This is a genomic window from Cytobacillus sp. Hm23, from assembly GCF_051842895.1.
In the GTDB taxonomy this organism is placed as follows: Bacteria; Bacillota; Bacilli; order Bacillales; family SM2101; genus Nanhaiella.
Genome location: NZ_JBPXRQ010000006.1, coordinates 38,190 through 61,704, shown reverse-complemented (window position 1 = coordinate 61,704; position 23,515 = coordinate 38,190). Strand labels below are relative to the sequence as shown.

At 33.8% G+C, this 23,515-nt stretch carries 22 protein-coding genes and 1 tRNA gene; 17 read left to right on the top strand and 6 right to left on the bottom strand.

Translation table 11 applies throughout. The features are described from left to right. On the bottom strand, positions 1 to 711 hold a 711-nt coding region (locus ACSVDA_RS05445; RefSeq protein WP_485881485.1), incomplete at its 3' end, for a transposase. A 161-nt stretch (positions 712 to 872) separates the two neighbouring features. Further along, positions 873 to 1,646, bottom strand: a complete 774-nt coding sequence (locus ACSVDA_RS05440) for a DUF1189 domain-containing protein (RefSeq protein ID WP_485881483.1) — start codon at positions 1,644 to 1,646, stop codon at positions 873 to 875. 288 nt (positions 1,647 to 1,934) lie between these two features. Here ACSVDA_RS05440 and ACSVDA_RS05435 point away from each other — a divergent pair, with 288 nt between their 5' ends. The 11 genes from ACSVDA_RS05435 to phoU all read left to right on the top strand — a co-directional run bounded on the left by ACSVDA_RS05435 (position 1,935) and on the right by phoU (position 14,511). Beyond that, positions 1,935 to 3,560, top strand: a complete 1,626-nt coding sequence (locus tag ACSVDA_RS05435; protein ID WP_485881481.1) for a Na/Pi cotransporter family protein — start codon at positions 1,935 to 1,937, stop codon at positions 3,558 to 3,560. A 423-nt stretch (positions 3,561 to 3,983) separates the two neighbouring features. Beyond that, on the top strand, positions 3,984 to 4,466 hold the full coding sequence (locus ACSVDA_RS05430) for a DUF456 domain-containing protein (protein WP_485881480.1): 483 nt from the start codon (positions 3,984 to 3,986) through the stop codon (positions 4,464 to 4,466). Between the two features lie 43 nt (positions 4,467 to 4,509). After that, a tRNA-Ile gene (locus ACSVDA_RS05425) sits at positions 4,510 to 4,583 on the top strand. 262 nt (positions 4,584 to 4,845) lie between these two features. Beyond that, positions 4,846 to 5,454 carry a superoxide dismutase SodA gene (gene sodA / locus ACSVDA_RS05420; RefSeq protein ID WP_214480273.1) on the top strand — a complete coding sequence of 203 codons (609 nt, stop codon included), beginning with the start codon at positions 4,846 to 4,848 and terminating at the stop codon, positions 5,452 to 5,454. A 329-nt stretch (positions 5,455 to 5,783) separates the two neighbouring features. Next, positions 5,784 to 7,076 carry an MFS transporter gene (locus ACSVDA_RS05415; RefSeq protein ID WP_485881478.1) on the top strand — a complete coding sequence of 431 codons (1,293 nt, stop codon included), beginning with the start codon at positions 5,784 to 5,786 and terminating at the stop codon, positions 7,074 to 7,076. A gap of 94 nt (positions 7,077 to 7,170) precedes the next feature. Then, positions 7,171 to 9,330 (top strand): peptidoglycan D,D-transpeptidase FtsI family protein, encoded by a 2,160-nt coding sequence (locus ACSVDA_RS05410; RefSeq protein ID WP_485881476.1) that lies wholly within the window; start codon positions 7,171 to 7,173, stop codon positions 9,328 to 9,330. A gap of 452 nt (positions 9,331 to 9,782) precedes the next feature. Beyond that, positions 9,783 to 10,739 carry a PstS family phosphate ABC transporter substrate-binding protein gene (locus ACSVDA_RS05405; RefSeq protein ID WP_485881474.1) on the top strand — a complete coding sequence of 319 codons (957 nt, stop codon included), beginning with the start codon at positions 9,783 to 9,785 and terminating at the stop codon, positions 10,737 to 10,739. Positions 10,740 to 10,856: 117 nt separating this feature from the next. Next, positions 10,857 to 11,765: a phosphate ABC transporter permease subunit PstC gene (pstC, locus tag ACSVDA_RS05400; RefSeq protein ID WP_485881499.1), complete on the top strand. Its 909-nt coding sequence runs from the start codon at positions 10,857 to 10,859 to the stop codon at positions 11,763 to 11,765. Between the two features lie 37 nt (positions 11,766 to 11,802). Then, positions 11,803 to 12,645 (top strand): phosphate ABC transporter permease PstA, encoded by an 843-nt coding sequence (gene pstA / locus ACSVDA_RS05395; RefSeq protein WP_410629452.1) that lies wholly within the window; start codon positions 11,803 to 11,805, stop codon positions 12,643 to 12,645. A gap of 167 nt (positions 12,646 to 12,812) precedes the next feature. Beyond that, complete coding sequence (pstB, locus tag ACSVDA_RS05390) at positions 12,813 to 13,640, top strand: phosphate ABC transporter ATP-binding protein PstB (protein ID WP_485881472.1); 828 nt, start codon at positions 12,813 to 12,815, stop codon at positions 13,638 to 13,640. A 211-nt stretch (positions 13,641 to 13,851) separates the two neighbouring features. Next, positions 13,852 to 14,511 (top strand): phosphate signaling complex protein PhoU, encoded by a 660-nt coding sequence (gene phoU / locus ACSVDA_RS05385; RefSeq protein ID WP_485881470.1) that lies wholly within the window; start codon positions 13,852 to 13,854, stop codon positions 14,509 to 14,511. Between the two features lie 112 nt (positions 14,512 to 14,623). Here the strand turns inward: phoU and ACSVDA_RS05380 are convergent, their stop codons facing one another. The 3 genes from ACSVDA_RS05380 to rpmG all read right to left on the bottom strand — a co-directional run bounded on the left by ACSVDA_RS05380 (position 14,624) and on the right by rpmG (position 15,988). Beyond that, positions 14,624 to 15,130: a hypothetical protein gene (locus ACSVDA_RS05380; RefSeq protein ID WP_485881468.1), complete on the bottom strand. Its 507-nt coding sequence runs from the start codon at positions 15,128 to 15,130 to the stop codon at positions 14,624 to 14,626. Next, positions 15,123 to 15,512 carry a hypothetical protein gene (locus tag ACSVDA_RS05375; protein WP_485881467.1) on the bottom strand — a complete coding sequence of 130 codons (390 nt, stop codon included), beginning with the start codon at positions 15,510 to 15,512 and terminating at the stop codon, positions 15,123 to 15,125. The genes ACSVDA_RS05380 and ACSVDA_RS05375 overlap by 8 nt, the downstream gene beginning before the upstream one ends. A 326-nt stretch (positions 15,513 to 15,838) precedes the next feature. Next, complete coding sequence (gene rpmG, locus ACSVDA_RS05370; protein WP_214480264.1) at positions 15,839 to 15,988, bottom strand: 50S ribosomal protein L33; 150 nt, start codon at positions 15,986 to 15,988, stop codon at positions 15,839 to 15,841. A gap of 492 nt (positions 15,989 to 16,480) precedes the next feature. Here rpmG and ACSVDA_RS05365 point away from each other — a divergent pair, with 492 nt between their 5' ends. From ACSVDA_RS05365 to ACSVDA_RS05340, 6 genes are all read left to right on the top strand, one after another. Then, complete coding sequence (locus tag ACSVDA_RS05365) at positions 16,481 to 17,053, top strand: 5-formyltetrahydrofolate cyclo-ligase (protein WP_485881497.1); 573 nt, start codon at positions 16,481 to 16,483, stop codon at positions 17,051 to 17,053. After that, positions 17,046 to 17,831 (top strand): DUF92 domain-containing protein, encoded by a 786-nt coding sequence (locus tag ACSVDA_RS05360; RefSeq protein ID WP_485881465.1) that lies wholly within the window; start codon positions 17,046 to 17,048, stop codon positions 17,829 to 17,831. The genes ACSVDA_RS05365 and ACSVDA_RS05360 overlap by 8 nt, the downstream gene beginning before the upstream one ends. 293 nt (positions 17,832 to 18,124) lie before the next feature. Then, a complete protein-coding gene (locus ACSVDA_RS05355; protein ID WP_485881464.1) occupies positions 18,125 to 19,075 on the top strand; it encodes an L-lactate dehydrogenase in 951 nt (316 codons plus the stop codon). A gap of 363 nt (positions 19,076 to 19,438) precedes the next feature. Next, complete coding sequence (locus ACSVDA_RS05350; protein WP_320207912.1) at positions 19,439 to 19,621, top strand: hypothetical protein; 183 nt, start codon at positions 19,439 to 19,441, stop codon at positions 19,619 to 19,621. Positions 19,622 to 19,986: 365 nt separating this feature from the next. Then, complete coding sequence (locus tag ACSVDA_RS05345; protein WP_485881463.1) at positions 19,987 to 20,709, top strand: HAD family hydrolase; 723 nt, start codon at positions 19,987 to 19,989, stop codon at positions 20,707 to 20,709. Positions 20,710 to 20,935: 226 nt separating this feature from the next. Continuing rightward, complete coding sequence (locus tag ACSVDA_RS05340; protein WP_485881461.1) at positions 20,936 to 22,483, top strand: rhomboid family intramembrane serine protease; 1,548 nt, start codon at positions 20,936 to 20,938, stop codon at positions 22,481 to 22,483. Here ACSVDA_RS05340 and ACSVDA_RS05335 read toward each other — a convergent pair. Beyond that, a complete protein-coding gene (locus ACSVDA_RS05335; RefSeq protein ID WP_485881459.1) occupies positions 22,455 to 23,336 on the bottom strand; it encodes a hypothetical protein in 882 nt (293 codons plus the stop codon). The genes ACSVDA_RS05340 and ACSVDA_RS05335 overlap by 29 nt on opposite strands. Between the last annotated feature and the right edge of the window lie 179 nt (positions 23,337 to 23,515).

Sequence of the window (23,515 nt, the reverse complement as noted above, 5' to 3'; positions counted from 1 at the left end):
AATTTGTTTTGGATACTTACGTTCACTTCTTAAGGCTTTTCGTTCTGAAGCGTCTGACGTATCTTCAAGTTGTTTATCATACTCAGTTACAACATCGTCTACTTTTTGAACCAATTGAGTGAGTTCTTCCACTGATAATTGTTCAGCAGTTTCACGTTCAATTTCAGGAATGATTTCATTCTTAAGTAGCTCATTGTATAGCTGATTTGACTTTTTAATTAAACTTTCATGGTAATTCTTAATGGATTTCTTCCAGACGAACGTAAATTTATTCGCATTTGCTTCAATCTTTGTACCATCAACAAAAATCGCTTCTTGATCAATCAGTTTTTCTTCGATTAATTGGCAACGGAATTGGACAAAACACTCGCGAATTAATTCTTTCACTTCTGGTTGAACACGGAATCGATTGATTGTGCGGTAGCTTGGTTCATGTCCTTGAGCTAACCACATCATACGAATACTGTCTTTTAATAGGGCTTCAATTTTACGTCCAGAAAAGACCGATTGTGTGTATGCACATAAGATAATTTTAAGCATCATGCGTGGATGATAGGCAGGACAACCCTCATTTCGGAGAAATGGTTCGAACGCTTCATGAGGAATACTTTCAACTAAATGATGGACATGGAAGGCAATATCATTTTTTTGTAATTTCACTTCTAGATCTAAAGGCAAAACTAGTTGATTCATGATATAATTTTTAAACATAAGGACCCTTCTTTCTGATGAGATTTTGTGTGGTAACTTTATTTTATCAGAAGTAGTCCTTATTTTAATTCAAAAATAATCAAAGCCGGTGAAATTTTACTCGTCGTAAAATTTCACCGGCTTTTTCATATCAGAGTTGGGTTTTGTCCCAGCCTCTTTGTTTATTTCTTCGGATTAGGTATTTGTTGAATGGCTAATGACAAAATGATAACACTTATAATAACATTTAACACGAATTGTGCAGGAAGTACGACGTGAAAAGCACCCATTAAGGTGAAAAATAAAGTCGGGATTGTTACACTATATGCAGATAAAATCCACGAATGTCGATATGTAATCTTTTTTGTTAAGACACTATTTATGATCAACCCGATGAATGCGAGTAACGTAATGCCTAGAAATTTCATACCGCTAGAAAAAATATACATGATAAGAATGAAAACAGGGATGATAATTATTAATAATGAGTCTAATGTGTTGATGAAATTTAGCATATCATCACTAGAAAATGATATTTCCCCAAAGCTTGAATAATAAAATGATTGCTCATTGTCATTAGATACATATACAGCTCTGTTTTTTAGCAGCGCTAAGCCATCACCATCAATAATATTAACAGTGTCAATAATTGATATATTTTCACGACTATCGATGATTAACGAAAAATCATCTTTTGAAATGAAAATTGGTTCTTCGTCAAGGGTAGATAACTGACCATCTTCAATGTAAAAAGAAGGGAGGTCTGACTCAAAAAGCTCATTCACAGTATTAACACCTTTAGAAATATCACTGGCAATAAAATATGCTGTAGGTATAATAGAGATTAATGTTAATAAAAACACATATAAAATTGTTTTTCCTATACCTTGAAAACGAAATTTAGCTATATCATTAGTTGAGTATAAGCTTTTAACTAATTGTCTGAAAATAGACATCTCAATAATCCCCTTTATTTTCTTTTTCTCTATCATAATTATTTTAGCGTGGTGAAAACTATAAAACAACGTCTAATATGAATGGTCATTTAATAAGTTGAAATATTGCTTTTTCCAGTTATTTGCGATAAGCACTAGCAGAAATTGTCCACCTTTCATTCGATTGTTAAGCTATTGTAAATTCTTTATTAAAAACCTTTACAATTCTAATGTATTTCGTTAATAATTGTATAGGGTTTTGTAAGCTTGTGTCGAAACTAGTCAGATAATTTTTCGGAGGTAGAAAAAGTGGAACTTGATGTTCAAAAGATGATTTTTGAATTTATTGGTGGTTTAGGTATCTTCTTATTTGGGATTAAGTACATGGGAGATGGACTGCAAAAATCCGCAGGTGATAAATTAAGAGATATTTTAGACCGCTTTACGACCAACCCATTTATGGGTGTCTTAGCTGGTATTATTGTAACAGTGTTAATTCAAAGTAGCTCTGGTACAACTGTTATTACAGTTGGTTTAGTCAGTGCTGGCTTTATGACTTTAAGGCAAGCAATTGGTGTAATCATGGGGGCAAATATTGGGACGACTGTTACTGCATTTATTATCGGTATCAAATTGTCAAATTACGCTCTACCGATTATAGCAGTAGGGGCTCTCTTACTCTTTTTCTTCAAAAATAAGAAAATTCACAATTTAGGTCAAGTAGTATTTGGCTTTGGTGCACTTTTTTATGGTTTGAAACTAATGAGTTCGGGTATGAAGCCACTACGTTCACTAGAATCGTTTGCTGAGTTAACAGTGAACATGAGTGAAATTCCAATTCTTGGAGTAGCTATTGGAACTATATTTACTGTTATCGTGCAAAGTTCGAGTGCAACCATTGGGATATTACAGGAATTGTATGGTCAAGGTCTGTTGAGTTTAAATGCTGCATTGCCTGTTTTATTTGGTGATAATATTGGTACAACGATCACTGCGATATTAGCTTCAATTGGAGCATCAGTTGCAGCTAGGCGAGCTGCTCTGACACACGTATTATTTAATTTGGTTGGAGCAACCATATTTCTAGTTGGATTGAAGCTCTATACACAATTGGTTATTATGCTGCAAGAGGCATTTAATTTAAACCCAGAAATGACCATAGCATTCGCGCATGGAGCGTTTAATATAACGAATACGTTGATTCAATTACCGTTTATAGGTGTGTTGGCATATATTGTAACAAAACTTATACCTGGTAATGATTCGGTAGTGGAATATAAAGCTAAGCATTTGGATCCTAACTTTATTGAGCAATCACCATCTATTGCATTAGGTCAAGCGAAAGAAGAAGTTGTTAGAATGGGTGAGTTTGCTACTCTAGGTTTAGAAGAGTCACATAAATATTTAAATAGCAATTTGCAGAAACATGCTGATCTATCTATGCAACTAGAGAGTGCCATCAATAATTTAGACCGGAAAATTACTGATTATTTAGTATTACTCTCTTCAGCTTCATTGTCACAAAATGAATCAGAAGAGCACTCAGTGTTAATGGATACCGTACGAGATATTGAACGTATAGGTGATCATTTTGAGAATATTGTGGAGTTAGTTGATTATCAGCTATCAAATAAAGTGAAGATGACTGATTTGGCAAAAGCTGATCTAAAAGAAATGTTTGAATTAACAATTTCTACTGTGAAAGAATCAATTCAATCTCTTGAAGAAAACGATAAAGATTTAGCACGAGAAGTTGTGAAGAAAGAAGACAAGATAGATAAGATGGAACGAACATTGCGTAAAAAGCATATTTTACGATTAAATGAAGGCAAATGCTCTGGACAAGCTGGTATTGTATTTGTAGACATCGTAAGTAACTTAGAACGTATAGGTGATCACGCTGTTAATATCGCTGAAGCGGTATTAGGAGAGTAAAAATAATCATATAATCACAAGAGAGGTATGTTAGAAATCGAAATTGGATTTTTAATATACCTCTTTGTTATACGCTATTTTTCAATTCATTGTTCTTGTGATAAGAAATAAGCAAACATTATACTCTAACCTAGGCATCTAGCCTCCTGAATAGCTGTAACAAACAATATAAGCTCGTTTTTCTGTTGTATATTTATAAATTGCAACAATTATTGTGAAAGGCTGCCTTCACAATAATTGTTCCGTTCTTGAGATTTAAGCAAGTATACATCTCCGTTCGTGGCATCTTGCTGATTTTATACCGTCCATATTTAGTAAAAATAGCAACAAAGTTTAGGAACAGAGCCTTGTAAGTTAATTGACTAACATTAACAAACGATGCTAGTATGAAATTGCTATTAACAAGTATCAGGAGGCTTGGTGATGGAGTTATTAATTTGGATAATAGTGTTTTGCTGTTTTATCATTTCTTTTGTTGGTTTAATATATCCGATTATTCCAAGTGTACTTTTTATCATAGCAGGGTTCTTAATTTATGGGTTTCTAATTAGCTTTGAGCAATTTTCAACGTTATTTTGGATGATCCAAGGAACTTTTGTTTTGTTATTATTTGGTGCTGATTATGCAGCAAATCTAATCGGTGTCAAAAAGCTAGGTGGGAGCCAAGCCGCTGTATGGGGTAGTACAGTTGGCTTGTTAGTAGGACCTTTTGTAATACCAGTAGCTGGGATCATTCTCGGGCCATTTCTAGGTGCTGTTGTAGCAGAGTTAGTTGTGCACAAGAAAAATGTTAAAGAGGCGACAAAAATTGGCTTAGGGTCATTATTTGGATTTTTAAGTGGTGTAGTGGCAAAAGGGTTCATCCAATTTATTATGATTATATATTTTTTATTTACTGCTTTGTAAAAAGTTTTACAATGTTAGTATGGTTATATGGAGCTTTTGACATGGACCCTTAGCTCAGTTGGTTAGAGCTGACGGCTCATAACCGTCCGGTCGCAGGTTCGAGTCCTGCAGGGTCCATCTAAGCAAGCCTTTCAGGAATATATTGAAGGCTTTTTTTAGTTTGATTGAATGAGAAGAGTTAAAAATACATATAGTAAATTAGGGTTTGTTACAAGCAAATTAATTGAAATATTGTGGAAAATTTGCTAATCTATAAGCAACGGACTTAAGAAACATTCATGTTTATTAATTATGAAAATGAATGTTGCACAGTTCACATTTTGTGTTCAAAAGTCTATGATTGAACACAGTTCATTACATAATTTGAGGAGGAATTATTATGGCATTTGAATTACCAAAATTACCTTATGAATATGATGCATTAGCACCTCACATTGACAAAGAAACGATGACAATTCATCACACAAAACATCACAATGCATATGTAACAAATCTTAATGCTGCATTAGAAGGAAATGAAGAACTTCTAAGCAAAAGCATTGAAGATGTAATGAGTAACTTGGACGCTGTTCCTGAAGCTGCTCGTACTGCAGTACGTAACAATGGTGGTGGTCATGCGAACCATAGCTTATTCTGGACGATTTTATCTCCAAATGGTGGGGGCGCACCTACTGGTGAGCTTGCAGATGAGATAAACAATAAGTTCGGAAGCTTTGATAGCTTCAAAGAAGCGTTTGCAAAAGCTGGCGCTACTCGATTTGGTTCAGGCTGGGCATGGTTAGTTGTTAACAACGGTGAGCTAGAAGTGACGAGCACACCAAACCAAGATACTCCACTTATGGATGGAAAAACGCCAATTCTTGGATTAGATGTATGGGAGCATGCATATTACTTAAACTATCAAAACCGTCGCCCTGATTACATTTCAGCTTTTTGGAATGTTGTAAATTGGGATGAAGTAGCTAAGCTTTATTCAGCTGCGAAGTAAATAGTAAACACTCAAACAACAGAGGATACATTCTCTGTTGTTTTTTGTTATACAGTTTTACTTATGCTGTTTTCGGCATAAGTTATTGTCTTTCGTAATAAAAGCAACAGAGTTTACGAAAAAAGCCATTTTAATGTGTTTAATAAAACCAATTTATGTTACGTTTATTTCCCAACCTATTAATAGTGGTGTTCATGTTAAACCATAATTAATATAGCAACAGTCTTTTCCTGCTTCATATATGTCATTTTAAAAAGCCTATTTCTATATACATAACTAAATCGCCTAATTGGAAAACTACTTTGTAGATAAAGAAGGGGAGTTTTTCAATGTCGGCTTTACGCAAGTTAATTGGTGATGTGGATGTTAACAAGGATTTACTATTATTATTAATAATTGGAGGGCTGTATGCATTAAGTATTGCTTTATCAAATACATTCGTAAATGTGTATTTATGGAAGCAGTCAGGTCAATTTAAAGATTTAGGGATTTACAACTTATCAATTGTTATTATGCAACCATTAACATTTATAGTAGCGGGAAGATGGGCAAAGAAGATCGATCGGGTTCTCGTGCTAAGGCTTGGTGTAACATTTCTTGCAATATTTTTTATAGCCGTTCTTTTTTTTGGTGATCAAGCGTCTCGGTATTTAATCGTTCTTGGGGGACTGCTTGGAATTGGTTACGGGTTTTATTGGTTGGCTTACAATGTTCTTACCTTCGAAATAACTGAACCAGAAACACGTGATTTCTTTAATGGCTTTTTAGGAATTGTTACTTCATTTGGAGGGATGATCGGTCCAATAGCTGCAGGTTTTATTATATCTAGGATGGAAAAATTCACAGGATACACTGTTATTTTTTCAATATCTCTTGCATTATTTATCGGAGCTGTAATATTTAGCTTGTTTTTACAACCAAGAGCAGCAGAAGGTGACTTTGTATTAAAGAGGATCATCCAAGAACGAAGGCATAACAAGAATTGGGCAAATATTACAAATGCGCACTTTTTTCAAGGTGTACGAGAAGGAACCTTTGTCTTTGTTGTTTCTGTCTTAGTATTTATTACAACGAATAGTGAATTAGCTCTAGGGACATTTGGATTAGTAAATTCAGCAATTTCATTTGTTGCATATTATTTAGCAACGCGATTAATAAAACAAAAATATCGAAAAAAGGCAATCTTAATAGGTGGCTTGTTGCTATATATATCCATTTTTTTAATATTATTCCATGTCACTTATACAAAGCTCATCATGTATGCTATCGCCATCGCAATTGCTTATCCGATGCTTTTAGTTCCATACATTTCATTAACTTATGATGTTATTGGCAAGGGGTGGAATGCAGCACAAATGAGAATTGAATATATAGTTGTACGTGAGTTGTTTTTAAATGGTGGAAGGATTGTCTCCATTTTATTATTTTTAATCGCAGTATCTTTTTTTGATGAACAAGTAAGTATTCCTATCTTGTTAGCCATCATAGGTACCGGTCATGCGTTCATTTATCTTTTTATAAGAAATATCGAGTTTGTAGATGAAAAAAATGTAGAATCAAATAAACAAGCTGACGAATGTACTCAACAAGTTGGAAATCGAGAAGGTGGTTCATCTGTATAGTTGAATTGCCTTTTTCATATTTTAACAATGGAAAATTCAGCTGCTATTATATAAAATAAATATTAATGAAATAATTAATGTAGTAGGTGAATAAATGAAAAAGAAACAGAAAAAAAATAAAAATAAAAAGAAAAGGAATCATCTCCCATTTCGGTTGAATGTGCTATTTTTTATCGTTTTTTTACTATTTTCTACCCTGATTTTAAAGCTTGGTCTTACTCAGATCGTTTACGGGGAAGATTATAAACGTGAAATTGAAAAAAAGGAAGAAGTAACTGTTAGTGCATCCGTTCCAAGAGGGAAAATATATGATAGGAACGGTAATGTCATTGTGGATAATATACCGTTAAACGCGATTACATATACAGGTTTTCAAGGTACAACAGCGGAAGAGCGTCTCGAGGTTGCGAGAGATCTTGCAATATTTATTGATAAGGATACTGAAAGTGTAACTGAACGTGATAAAAAAGACTTTTGGCTGTTAACACACCCTGATGAAGCTTTAGAAAAAATAACAAAAGAAGAATTAAAGAAGGAAGATGACGGTGAACTTGAAGCAAAAGATATATATAAACTTCAGCTTGATAGAATCACTGAAGAGGAACTTGCCACAATAACTGGACAAGAGTTAGAAGTCTTAGCAATATATAGAGAATTTAGTGGATATGCTCTCACACCACAAATCGTCAAAAGTAGAAGTGAAAATGAGAATGATGAAGTTACTGAAGAAGAGTATGCAGTTGTAAGTGAACATTTAGCTCAATTGCCTGGTGTAGATACGACCACAGATTGGTTACGTGAATACCCATACGGTGATACCTTTCGAACAGTATTAGGAAATATTACATCTTCAAAGGAAGGATTACCTTCTGAAGTAGAAGACTATTATGTCGCCAAAGAATATAGTCGTAATGACCGTGTAGGTAAAAGCTATATAGAGAAGCAATACGAAGAAGTGTTACATGGACAAAAAGAGAAGGTAAAAAATATTACAGACAAGGCAGGCAATCCACTTGATCAGGAAGTAATTACTGAAGGTGAAAACGGTAAAGATCTTGTTCTTTCTATCGATATGGATTTGCAAATTGCTGTTGAAAAAATTATTGAAGAAGAATTATTAAATGCAAAAAGCAAACCAGGATCTGCATTTTTAGACCGTGCTTTTGTTGTTATGATGAATCCAACAACTGGAGAAGTACTATCATTAGCAGGAAAGCAATACACGACAAATGAACAAGGTGAAGTAGAGCTTTGGGATTATGCTATCGGTACCTTTCAAGAAGCTTTTGAAATGGGATCAACAGTGAAAGGCGCAACTTTGTTAACCGGGTATGAAACAGGAGTTGTTAGTCCTGGTGAGAGGGAATTAGACGAGGTATTATATATTAAAGGTTCTCCCCCAAAAAAATCATGGGAGGTAATGGGCCGGATTAATGATCTTTATGCTCTTAAAAGGTCATCAAACGTATATATGTTTAAAATTGCAATTTCATTATTAGGTGGAGAATATCAAAGAAACCAACCTATACCTTCAAATCCAGAAGCGTTTGATTTATTTCGATACTATTTTAACCAATTCGGCTTAGGAATAAAAACAGGAATTGATTTGCCAGGAGAAGGAACTGGCTATGAGGGACAAGACACAACCTCAGGTTTGCTGTTAGACATGGCCATTGGACAATATGATACATATACGCCTCTTCAGTTAACACAATATGTGTCAACGATTGCCAATGGTGGTTATAGAATAAAGCCTCAAGTTGTGAAGGATATTCATGAGCCATCTCCCGACCAAGAACGGTTGGGACCTGTATTAAAAGAATTTGAACCTTTGGTGTTAAATAAGATTGACATGAAGACAGAATATATTGAACAAGTACAAGAAGGCTTTCGTCAAGTTATGCAGGATACTGGAGGAACAGCCGTCGGTCATTTCGGAACGAGTTCTTACAAACCTGCTGGAAAAACAGGGACAGCAGAGGTATATCCAGACGGAGAAACACTTGCTTATAACTTAACATTAATTGGATATGCTCCATATGATAATCCAGAGGTCTCATTTGCCGTTGTTGTTCCAAACGCTGATACAACAGGTAAAAGCCAAATAAACAAAGATATTGGTAAAAGGATCTTGGACACATATTTTGAGCTTAAACAACAAAGGGCAAGTGGAACAACACAACAATCTACGGAAGAAGCTACTAATACAGAGTCGGAAGTAATTGATACAACAACTGAAGATGAAAATGAATAAAGGTTTACAATAAAAAAAGCACTTCAACTTTGAGTGCTTTTTTTTTGCCGTTTTCGCAATCATTTATGACTGCTTTTCTTCTATATAGATAGTTAAATAAATACTACAACATTTACAAATAAGGTCAGTTGTTATATTAAAGAAAATTAAACTGGTCCTTAAAATCCTGCCTAGTCACTCGACTTGCTGCTCTCCGAAGGATAAACACCTATATTCATACAGCTATTCTTCTATAAAACTACGACAATCCCAGAAAAATACATCTAGCTTGTCTAACTTACTATCATTAGCAATAATTTTTACGAAAAGAAGCTTATTATTCAACAAAGCTCAGCATAATATTCGATCTTTACAATAGTTTAACAAATGGTTAAAACCACATTAATAGTCAAGCGTTATTCTAATAACGGTAAGACAAAACGAACGAATTTTTCCTAGGGGGAATAATGAAGATGAAGAACTTTAAAGTTTTAGCATTATCAACAATGTTAGGAGCAACGATGGCTTTTTCAGCAGCTTGTGGCTCCGATGAAGCATCAGATGATAACACTCAATCTGAAGCTGGGGATAAACTTCAAGGATCGGTCATCATAGACGGCTCTTCTACTGTATTTCCTATTATGGAAGCAGTAGCATACGAATATTATAGTGTGCAACCAGAAGTAGAGGTTCCAGTTGGATTATCTGGTTCAGGAGGAGGCTTTAAAAAATTCGTCGTAGGGGAAACGGATTTAAGCAATGCTTCACGTCCGATTAAGCAAGAAGAAGCGGATATAGCTAAAGAAAATAATATTGAATATATTGAATTAGAGCTTGCATTTGATGGCTTAACAATTGTAGTAAACAAAAATAATGACTTTGCAAAAGATTTAACTGTTGAAGATTTACGAAAGATTTGGTTAGAAAACGATTCTCTTGAAACAAAAAAGTGGTCTGACATAAATCCTGATTGGCCAGCAGAAGAAATAGAATTTTATGCTCCAGGCACAGATTCAGGAACATATGATTATTTTGATGAAGTCATTTTAGAGGAGAAACAAATTGAAGAAGATAACATTACGTTATCAGAAGATGATAACACGCTTGTCACAGGTGTTTCTGGTGATGATTATGCTATTGGTTTCTTCGGATATGCTTATTATCTAGAAAATCAAGATAAATTAACTGCTGTAAAAATTAACGGGGTTGAACCTAATGGGGACACAATTGAAACAGGTGAATATACACCTTTATCACGTCCATTATTCACATATGTAAATGTTGAATCTTTAGGTGAAGCACAAGTATATGATTTTGTTCATTACACATTAGAAAATGCAGCTACAGCAGCTGAAGAAGTTGGTTACGTACGTTTACCTCAAGAACAATATGATGAACAATTGGCAAAAATTGAAGAACACAAAAAATAAAGAAAGAACATGTAGTGAGAAGCGGTGGGTGATGCTTCTCACTCTGTTATGGGTGGAAAGGGGTTTTCATTAGTGGCTATCGAAAAACCAAATATAGATAGATATTCAGTCAAAGAGATGATCCAAGAAAACAAACAGAAAAAGGGCATTTCAAACATGGCTGAAAAGTTAGTACCAAAAATATTATTTATTACTGCACTTATCTCTGTATTAACTACGGTAGGGATTATCTTTACCCTTATATTTGAGACGATAACTTTCTTTAATAGAGTATCAATTGTAGATTTTTTTACGTCAACAGCTTGGAAACCTTTTTCATCTAGTAATCCATCATATGGTATAGGTGCATTGATTTCAGGTACATTGCTAATTACAGTCATTGCAATGATTGTGGCAATACCGATCGGTGTTGCTTCAGCTATATTTTTGAGTGAATATGCTTCAGAAAAGACTAGAAAGATTATAAAACCGATTCTTGAAGTGCTAGCTGGGATCCCGACAATTGTTTATGGTTTTTTTGCATTAACGTTTGTAACACCTATACTTCAAAAGATTATTCCTGGTTTATCAATTTTTAACGCCTTGAGTCCAGGTATCGTTGTCGGAATAATGATTATTCCAATGGTTGCCTCATTATCTGAAGATGCGATGAGCTCGGTTCCTAATAAAATTCGTGAGGGAGCATTAGCTTTAGGTGCAACGAAGTTTGAAGTGGCAATCAAAGTTGTTCTTCCTGCAGCTTTATCTGGTATCATTGCCTCATTTGTCTTAGCTATTTCTAGGGCGATTGGTGAAACGATGATTGTAACTGTTGCAGGTGGTGCAACACCTACATTTTCATTAGACGTTACGCAATCGATACAAACGATGACTGCTTACATCGTACAAGTGAGTTTAGGTGATGCGGGCTATGGAACAACGATTTATTACAGTGTTTATGCAGTAGGGATGACCCTATTCTTATTTACTTTAATAATGAATTTGATCGCTCGTTATATTTCACGCCGCTTCAGGGAGGAATATTAACATGAAGTTAATTGATAAAGATCGTGTTCAGCGCTTAATGTCAAGAAGACTATTGAAAAATAATTTGTATAAAATTCTTTTTTATGCTGCAACAATGTTTGGATTAGTTGTGTTAGCAATGTTATTGTATCGGGTATTGACTCAAGGATTAAGTTGGTTAGATTTAGACTTTTTACAAAATAATGCTGCTCCAAGAGCAGAACGGGCAGGAATTAAAGCAGCATTAATTGGCTCGATTTGGCTAATGGCTGTCGTTGCTCCTGTTTCAATGATTATTGGTATAGGAACCGCTATTTATCTAGAGGAATACGCGAAGAAAAATCGTTTTAATGATTTTATTCAAACAAATATTTCAAATTTAGCGGGAGTACCATCAATCGTTTTTGGTTTATTAGGATTAACAGTATTTGTTAGAGCTTTACATTTAGGCACAAGTGTATTGGCTGCGGGGTTGACGATGAGCTTATTAATATTACCAGTTATCGTTGTTGCATCACAAGAAGCGATAAAAGCTGTGCCGAATGAATTAAGAGAAGCATCTTATGGTATGGGGGCAACGAAATGGCAAACAATTCGTAGAGTAGTTTTACCTGCTGCCATCCCAGGTATGTTAACTGGTAGTATTTTAGCGCTTTCTCGTGCAATTGGAGAAACTGCACCATTAGTAGTTGTTGGAATTCCAACCTTTGTTATGTTCTTACCAGATAATTTATTAGACTCATTTACTGCCATGCCATTACAAATATACAACTGGACTGGAAGGCCACAAGAAGATTTTCAACATGTAGCTGCAGCCGGAATTATTGTGTTGTTGGTTGTCTTAATTGTTATGAATTCAATAGCTGTATTTATTAGAAATAGATTTGAAAAACGTTATTAAAAAGGGCAATTTTTTGAAAAACTATGGTGTCCTCTTAACTAAATTACAACAGTAAAAACGAAGATTTATCCACGTAAGGATAATTTTAAACGTAATTAGTTCTAGCTATGAAAAGTGAAAGCAGCCTAAAAAATAGAGAACAATAAAATGATGATGGAGGGTTTTCAATGAACATTACAACGGTAAAACAACAAGATAGTAAAAGTGTAATAGATGCGGGTTCGAAGGAATCTGCTAACAAGGAAATTGTCTACCAAACGTCGAATCTTAATTTATGGTATGGAGAAGATCATGCATTAAAAAATATTGACCTAGATATAGCAGAAAATGAAGTAACAGCAATCATTGGGCCATCTGGGTGTGGAAAGTCGACATTTATTAAAACACTGAACAGAATGGTTGAGCTTATTCCTATTGTGAAGACATCAGGACAAATTTCATACAGAGGTAAGAATATTTTTGACAAGTCTTATCGGGTCGAGGAGCTTCGTACACAAGTAGGGATGGTTTTCCAAAAACCAAATCCGTTTCCAAAATCAATTTACGAAAATATCGTATATGGTCCAAAGATACATGGGATTAAAAATAAAAAGGTGCTGGATGAAATTGTAGAGAAAAGTCTAAGAGGAGCGGCAATTTGGGATGAGGTAAAAGACCGCCTTCATGAAAATGCATATGGTTTATCAGGCGGGCAGCAGCAACGTCTTTGTATTGCAAGGTGCTTAGCAATTGAACCAGATGTAATTTTAATGGACGAACCGACTTCAGCATTAGATCCAATCTCTACTTTAAAAGTAGAAGAGCTTATACAGGAGTTAAAGCAACAGTACAGTATTATCATTGTTACACATAATATGCAGCAGGCAGCTCGTATTTCAGAGAAAACCGCATTTTTCTTAAGCGGTGAGGTAATTGAGTTTTCAAATACTGATAAACTATTTTCAACGCCTAATGATAAACGAACTGAAGATTATATAACTGGTCGCTTCGGGTAAAGAGCGTTGAAAAATTAGGTCAAAAAATGACAGAGAAGAACCACTGGTGGAGAATTTACTTTTTTGAAGCTATTAGTATACGCTGAAATCGTATTTCATGATGAAGGAAGCCGATTGCAACTTTGAATTAGTCAGTTTTGTATAAATAAAGATTTTCCCAGGACTTTTAACCGTAGTATAAGGTAATCCATATATGATTGGAGAGAAAAGCATGGTTGTAAGAGGAGCATTTGAACTTGATTTACAAGTACTAAAGGATAAATTAGTAGAGCTAGGTCAACTTACAGATCAAGCATTAAACGAGTCAATAGAAGCACTCACTACTCAAAATATTGATCAGGCATTAACGGTCATTGATGACGATACACCAATAGATCTATTAGACGAAGAAATAAATGATTTTGCTATTTTATTAATTACAAAGCAACAACCTGTAGCTATTGATTTACGAAGAATTATAGTAGCAATAAAAGTATCTACAGATGTAGAACGAATTGCTGATTTTGCAGTTAATATCGCAAAAGCTACGATTAGAATTGGTGAAAAGAGGCATATAAAATCATTGGATAAGATCGTAAAGATGCAGGAGCATGCTATACAAATGTTAAATCTTGCAATACAAGCTTACGAAACAGAAGATGTACTATTAGCGAAAAAAGTTGTAGAGATGGATGACTTTGTTGATCAGTTATATGGTGAGAATATTAGAGAGCTTCTCGAGTTAACGAAGACTAACAGTGAAGAAATGTCACAAATAACTCAGCTGTCGTTTGTTTGTCGTTATATAGAACGCATAGCAGATCATGCTACGAATATTGCGGAAAATATCTTTTATATTGTTAAAGGAAAACGTTACGAGTTAAATGATTAAATAGAGCAAGTTCTTTCTTGTGATTTTATATAATTTTTAGTATGAAAAACGACGAAAAAAATAAACCAACCTGATATATGATTCAGGTTGGTTTATTAACGTTAAGTTCATATTATTCAGTAATCGTCTTTTCTGTTAGTAAACTTACAATATTTTTAATTGTCATATTACTGCTAACCTCAAACTTTCCAACCTGAATTTGGCGGGTAAGCTTTTGATCCATAAAGTATTGTTGTAGCTCCTTACCGTTTGATATAATTTTAGCTTCCTCTAGTATTGACGAAATTTCTGAGCTTGTCATACCAGTGTCAACTTGTAAATGATATATACGGATAGGTTCTGATTGAGGTTCATGTTGATTTGTTGAATTATTATCTTCACTAATAACATTTTCGCTAGATTCATATTCTTGAATGATCAAGCTTTGTTCTTTTACTTGATCCTTTAATAACTTTATTTCAGCTTTAAGCTCTTCAGATTCTGGGACAACATGATCAGCTGTTCTTCTCGTTTCAAGGATGCTTTGTTCTGAGCTTGGTGTTATAAAGTAAATGGAGCCTAGGACGGTAGTAGCTGTAATCAAACCTGATGAAAATGCCCTTAAACTTTGTTTATTCAACATGATCTCCTCTCATTCTGCTAATATGATTAACAATGATTCCAACCTCTTCTATTGTTAAAGAAGTTTCTTTAGCTATTTCTTCAACAGTTTGTCCTAGGTTCAATAATGATTGAATTTGTTCATGTTTAGCGTCATGTGTTGCTTTTGGTCGCAGATTTTCGTCTTGTTGAAAAATGTTATTCGGTAACAGACTGTCGTTGACAAGAAGCTCTTCTTCCAAGATTTTTATTTTCTTTTTTACTTGATAATTGTCTTGCATAACTGATAAGGATAATTGCTCTATTTGTTTTTCTAAGTCACTTACTTTATCTTTACTAACAAATGAAACAATAAGTAAAATAATTGCAATAGCGAATAAAATAACAATTGCATATTCCATCAGATCACCCCAAAATATTCTATTTCTATATACTGTTATATCATAATTTCGTAATAGTTAGCTGTAAAATATAAAAAAAGATAAGACTCTTTTTAATAACTTTGTTGTAATTCACATTAATGATAGTAAGATGAGTTTTTATCTGAACACTTAACTTATACATGTAGAAAAGGTGCTACTAAGCATAAATACATAAGTGTTTGAATGATAGTATGAAAAGTACCTTTGTGAAAGTAGTCAAATAGAAACTTACTATATTTACGGATGAGGTGAATCAAATTATGTAGGTAAGAATAAAAAAAGCAGTAGGAATGTATTCCTACTACTTACTTAGTCTCACGATGAAGAGTTGATTTTTTATCTCTTGAGCAATATTTTTTAAGCTCAAGGCGATCTGGATTGTTTCGTTTATTTTTTTTAGAAATATAGTTACGCTCTCCACATTCTGTGCAAGCTAAAGTAATATTTACACGCATGTTCATATCCCTCCAAACATTAAGCTTTAAATCAGACTATACAATAATACCATTATTCTATATGAAATTCTAGTGTCTTTTTATGATTTTCCTAAGAACACTTTTATCTACATTATGGAAATTACATATGATGTATAGCGCTAAAATTCATAATCGCAATTCTATCCTTTTTTTGCTCATTTTGTAAACTTTGTTGATATTGTTATCAAATTAAAGGTGCAAGAAAAAGTTTTATACTTATGTCATCGTCTTAGAAAAGGTGCCATGCATTATGGTCTAGTTGCGGACCTGTTTATTTCTTAATTCGAAAACAACAATCTATGCGAAAACAACCTTTTGCAAAATCATTTAGAAGTGTTTGATTTTTTGCTACACTTAAAGAACAGACATCATCCGTTTAAATCTTTATCAGACAGTGGTTGAATGTAATTACAATCATCTGTCGTTCATGATGGAAATGCGAGTTCTAAGAAATTTATACTGAAGGTGATTATAATGGAAGAAAAGCATAATCTGCGTAATAAAGTGCAAAAATCTTTACATAAAATAGATGATTACACCTACCATGATTGGTCCCAGTTAATCGCTGAACGCCTGTATTCACATCTTCTGTGGAAAGATACAAATACAATTGGAATTACTATATCTAAAAGGCCGGAAGTTGATACAATTCCAATTATAGAAAAAGCATGGAAGCATAATAAAAAAGTCGTAGTACCAAAATGTCATCCGACAAAGAAGGAGATGACATTTAGGGAAATTAGCTCTTTTGATCAACTAGAAATTGTTTATTATGGCTTACAGGAACCTATAGAGGAAAAAACAAAAGAGATAGCATCTCATGATATAGATTTATTAATTGTACCAGGGTTATGTTTTACAAAGACTGGAGACCGTCTAGGATTTGGTGGGGGGTATTATGATCGATATTTAGTCAATTATATAGGTAATACAGTTTCTTTAGCCTTCACTATTCAAATAGTGCAGGCTTTACCAACTGAACCATTTGACAAGCGTGTACAAAGAATTTTAACGAATGAAGAGGAAATTATTTGTAATGAATGATAATTATTTATTTTATTTTGCAATCATATTTGTAGCGGCTCTTAGTGGGAAAAGACTTAAATCACTATCTTTATCTGGTGCAATTGCTACAATCATCATTGGTGTAATTGTTATTTTAGGATTTGGATGGAAAGGACTATTTATACTAGGTAGTTTTTTTATAAGTTCAAGTCTGTGGAGTAAGTTCAAGCTGGATAAAAAAGCATTCGTAGTAGAAAAAGTGGCAAAAGGTGATGAGCGTGATTGGGTACAAGTTTTGGCGAATGGAGGTGTCCCCGCCTTTGCTAGTTTGTTATATTATTTTGACCCAGTAAATATTTGGTTATACGTTTTTCTAATATCTATTGCAGCGGCTAACGCAGATACGTGGGCCTCAGAATTAGGTACTTTGAGTAAGCAAAAGCCTTTCTTAATTACCACGATGAGGAGAGTGGACCCAGGAACGTCTGGAGCGATGACAATATTAGGAACTGTTAGTTCGTTAGGTGGTGCTTATTTTATTGCAATACTTGCATCATTGATTTGGAATGAATTAACGTTATTATTGATACTATTTATTGGCTTATTCGGATTTATTGGGAGTTTAATTGATACACTACTCGGGGCGACTGTTCAAGTTGTATATCAATGCTCAAAGTGCTCGTTAGTTACTGAAAAAACAGAACATTGTGGTATGACTTGCAATCATTTAAAAGGCTACCCCTTTTTAAATAATGACTTGATTAATTTATTAGCTATCACAATTTCGGCTCTAATGGGTGTGTTTATTTTACTATAGGTTATAATGATTATTTTCACTCTCTGATCAGTGAATAAAATTGTAACAATATCGCAATATATATAACGCTTACATAGTATTTCAAACGTTAGAAATTAGTGTATATTTATAACTGTAGGAACAAAGAAAACAATATAATCAATATCATTATAGTTAAAATCGGCGGATACATTTATATTTCGGTCGTGCAGGAAACATCAACTTCCTTTGGGGAATTTGATTGAGAACTGTTGAAGTTTTTGAAGAATGCTTTAAGAGAAATTTATTGATATATAAGAAAGGTGGTATATATTATGGCTAATAATGTTAATCGTGTTGTACTTGTCGGAACTGGGGCAGTAGGTTCTAGTTATGCGTTTGCTCTTCTTAATCAAGGGGTAACAGAAGAATTAGTGTTAATTGATTTAAATAAAGAAAAATCAGAAGGGGATGCAATGGATTTAAACCATGGGGTTGCTTTTGCGCCATCTCCTACGAAAATATGGTTTGGAGACTATGGTGATTGTCAAAAAGCTGACATCGTTGTTTTATGTGCTGGTGCAAATCAAAGACCAGGTGAAACTCGATTGGACCTTGTAGGAAAGAACGTTAAAATTTATAAAACCATTATTGATCAAGTAATGGCTAGTGGTTTTGATGGGATTTTCATCGTCGCTGCAAATCCAGTTGATATATTAACGTATGCTACATGGAAACTTTCTGGTTTACCAAAAGAACGTATTATTGGTTCAGGGACTATTTTAGATACAGCACGTTTTAGATATTTAATTGGTGATTATTTTAATGTAGATGCAAGAAATGTTCATGGTTATATAATCGGTGAGCATGGAGATACAGAGTTACCAGTTTGGAGCCATGCAGATATCGGTGGAAGATCAATTGTAGATATAGTAAATGATGAAAATGAATATAGTAAGGAAGACTTGGATGAAATATTCGTTAATGTACGAGATGCAGCATACCAAATTATTGAACGCAAAGGTGCGACGTATTACGGTATAGCAATGGGCTTAGTTCGACTTACTAAGGCGATTTTACAAAATGAAAATTCTGTATTAACTGTATCCACTTACTTAAATGGGGAATACGGTGAGAAGGATGTTTATATTGGGGTTCCAGCTATCGTTAATCGACAAGGTATACGTGAAATCGTAGAATTAAAACTCGATAAAACTGAACAAGAACAGTTTTCACATTCAGTCAAAGTCTTGAAGGACACTATGGAACCTGTGCTCGGAAGTTAAATGTGTACAATAAAAAGGGGGAGACCCCTTTTTTAATTTAGCTATTATTGACCAGATAGTTGGTTCATTAATATTAATAAGACTCTTTACGTAAACTTTGTTGCTCGTGTTCGTGCCCTAGTGGATTAAGATGTCCATTTATACCTGTAATTATTTAATAGTAGAAAGACGCCAAGAAATCTAGTGTTTTAAAGTATGTAAACCTTATTAGTAAAGAAAAAATAAGCAATGCGAATACAGGCCTTTATTAAAGTTTGTTCAGTTCTTATATGTGTATGATTAAATTAGGCATATAACCTTTTGGATATCCTATGGATAAAATGCCTTAAAAAGATAAAAGGTATATCTAAGGAGGGTTCACATATGGAACTAAGGTTTTTTCGATTTATTTTACTCATCGTGCTAGGGTTTTGTATGTATCGCTACCGTTATAGAGTAGCAGATGCTTTGTTACAGATTCCTTTTGTTAGTAAAACGTTTGTCAGAATGACAATGAAGATTCCTTTTATAAGAGAACAATTTATTAACACAGCCTTTCGAGTCTAGTTAGACTCGAAAGGCTTATATTTGTTAATATATGTACTACTAGATATAATGGTAAAAAGACATAGCTCTTTATTAGATTTTGTTAATAGCAAAAAGGGGTTTTAGGCTATTGGTACCGTAAAAGTATCACGAGTTATAAATACGTTTTTTAGTTCGAATACCGTTCTTAAAATAGAAGATAAAGATGTCGTTAACACAGCAGCAAATATAGCTGTACACATGTTTATTTTTTATATGGAAAACACTAAACTATGCGAAAACAGGTTTAAAAAAATGACATCCGTCCTTTTTAGTTTGAATTTCTTGTTGTATAGGAAAAGCAACACTCAAAGAGTGAATATCCTAAGACAAAAAAGAGGGTACATATGTATTGGGATTTAATTGGATTTGATTTGGATAATACAATTGTTCATTATGAACGAACGTTTCAAAGAGCAATGATACATTGTTATGAAGTATACATGTACGCAAACCATCTTCACGACAAGATTGAAGCAGATATATGGTTTCCTGTTTTCAAAAAATATTGTGACATGTATTGGCCTTTATACGAAAACAATTGCATGTCTAGAAAGGAATACAGACGTAAGCGCTTCGTTCATTCAGCTAATGAGCTTGGAATACATGTATCAAATAACATGGCAGACGAATTTCAAGAAGAATTTGACCAAGTAGTTAGTAAATATACGGTACCAATAGATGGGATTACGAGAATTTTATCAAGTTTAGTGCAAAAGCAACTTCGACTCATTGTTATCTCAAACGGAAAAATGGATATACAATATAGAAAAATTATACAAATGGGCATGGAAACAATATTTCCAAAAGAATTTGTGATTGTTTCAGAAGATGTAGGTGTTGAAAAACCACATAAGCAAATTTTTGACTATGCGAAAAACGCTGTGAATATGGAAGGGGAAAAATCACTGTACATAGGTGATTCATGGGAACTTGATGTGTTAGGTGCTAAACAAGCAGGATGGGATGCAATTTATTTTAATACAAGAAATCAACAGCCTTCTACTAGAGATTGCATATACGGAATTTGTAACCAGATTGATGAACTATCCGAATTGCTTCATATATAGAAACACCTGTACGTAAACTTTCTTGCTATCGTTCCAATAAACTAGAAGTTAATGTTGTCGTCTTACGCAACTGCTATCGTTTTTATAGAAGCAAAGATAGCACCAAAACAAGTTGTACACGTGTTTTATTGTTAAATGGAATTAACAACAATCTATACGATAGCAGCCTATTAGAAAGAGTTTATAAGTGAGTAATATTCAAACAATTCAGAGGGGAGATTACCAATTGAGTTCTAAGCAAGACGTTTTGTACTGGGGGATTATCAATCAATTAGTAGTTCAAGAAAATTATAGGGTCCTAACTGTCTCAAATGATCACCATGAAATTTGGCTTGAGTCGACATCAAGAAAGAAAAGTCGAGTAATCAGAATATTGCGACATGATATTGATTGGAGTAATTGGCTCGAGCGTGACATGCAAGTAGTTCTACAAAAAGTCGATAGCTTGCGTAGAAAATCAATTAGAAGAGGTTTAGAAGTTGTAAATTTGTACATATCAACTTTTCCCCCTGTTGATGACTGGGAATTTCGAACTAAAGAGCCCCTAGTTGCTGGCAAGAATAGTGAAACGAAAGTACATTCATTTGTTATTCATTCAGAGAATATTCAACAAGGTTTAAGTGACATATCAAACTTACTGCATTTTCATCCACGTGTTGACACTGACAAGATTTTAACAGAGCCATTCTTGTTAGAAAATCTAAAAAAAGAAGTATTTACAGTTGCACAACAAAAGGTCAAAACAGAACAACAATTGTTTCAGTATGGGAAACCTAGATGGACATATATTTTTATTATAATTCAATTAGGTATGTTCTTTTTATTGGAATTTAGTGGTGGGAGTCAAAGTTCCCAAGTATTAATGAAGTTTGGGGCAAAATACAATCCATCAATTCTTGCAGGTGAGTGGTGGAGATTTTTTACTCCTATGTTCTTACATATTGGCTTCTTACATTTGCTTATGAATACCTTAGCATTATATTATTTAGGGTCCGCGGTTGAAAAAATATTTGGTAGCACGAGATTTTTTATCATTTATATGTTTGCAGGTTTTTCAGGAACTTTGCTAAGCTTTGCCCTAAGTTCTTCACTATCAGCAGGAGCATCAGGGGCAATCTTCGGATGCTTTGGAGCATTGTTATTTTTTGGAGTTATACATCCTAACTTGTTTTTTAGAACAATGGGTATGAATATACTTATAGTGATTGGCATCAATTTATTATTTGGGTTTAGCGTACCATCAATTGATAATGCAGGACATATAGGAGGGCTTATAGGTGGTTTCTTGGCGGCAAGCATTGTGCATTTGCCTAAACATAAGCACTTAGTGAAGCAGACAATATACTTATTAACTACTGTGGTTTTCGTCTCTTTGGTTGCCTATTTAGGTTTTTCTTACCCTAAATTTGATCCTGCTGTATCCTTGTCAGTTGCACAAGAGTATATAGATAATGAGAGTTATGATGCGGCTTATGATTTATTGCATAATACACCACAAGACCATCAATATGAGGCAGACCAACTATTTTTATTATCGTATATAGAAATAAAACAAGGTAACTTTGATTTGGCTAAACAAAACCTACTAACAGTTATTGATATTGAACCGTTATATGATGAGGCTTATTTTAATTTAGCATTGATTTATACGAATGAAGGTAACTATGAACAAGCTTTAGAATTGTCGGAAGATGCATTAGATATTAAACCAAATAATAAAGATTATAAAGAACTATATACACAACTTATGAATTCGAAGGAATCTGCTGAATAAGTTTTACAGCTTCACCATCTCTTGTTTCAATTAAAATAATCAAATGAGTATAATCTTTACTAAGTAAAATAAGAGGTATGGTACTACCAACTGGCTCTATAATGGTACCATCCTTTTTTTTAATGCCCAGGAAATAATTTTTGTATAAACCCTCCCATAAATTACCTAGGATTTGTTGTGACTTTTCAGCATTTTTATTAATTAATGGTTTGTCATTATATAGTACTATGTCAGAAAGCGGAATTTGAATATACTTTTTTAATGGCAATTGAAAATAATCCACTAAACGCTTCCAGCTATACTGTAATTGCTGTTTTACAGCATGATCTAAAACATACTTCCACTCCTTTTGTTCCTTATTTTCCGCTATACGAAATGATTGCAAGGGGGCAAATAAAGAATTAATTACGTACAGCTCGTCAAAACTCATTTGTTGGCTACTTTTAATGTTTAAATCATCATTATGTAATTCAGCATGATGGTAGGAGATTGTCACAAAGTATCTGCTTTCATCCGCTTGGATTTTTTTGTATTGGGCAATTTTCTCACTGTAATCCTCCCACTCTGAGAGAGTATCTAATAACCTCCCATTCGCATACAACAAAGAAATATCTTGTCTTAAATATGCTTCTCTATCTAAGATTGAGGTGACATCCCATTCAATGATATATTTATTATTTATTGGTTTATCTAATAGCGTAAGTGTGCTGTCTGTATGAGTAAACGTTACATCAGGGTCTATAGGGAAGTAAATAATGCTTTCTTGTGTAGAGTCATGTTGTACAAAAACGAACAATATTGCTGTGAAAATTGAAAAAAGAGCTAAAATGATAAAAAACGATCGTCTATTCATACTAACCCTCCATAGCTTAGGAAAAATGTAAACTAACTTATACTTATGACTAGCTAACTCATTTTTTAGGACTTACTTTATTCGAAAACATCCTTGAAATTGTTACCAACTTAGAACATCAAGAAGTAGATTTTATTAGATTGCCATTGATGTAAGATGCAAGGGTACTACAAACTTTA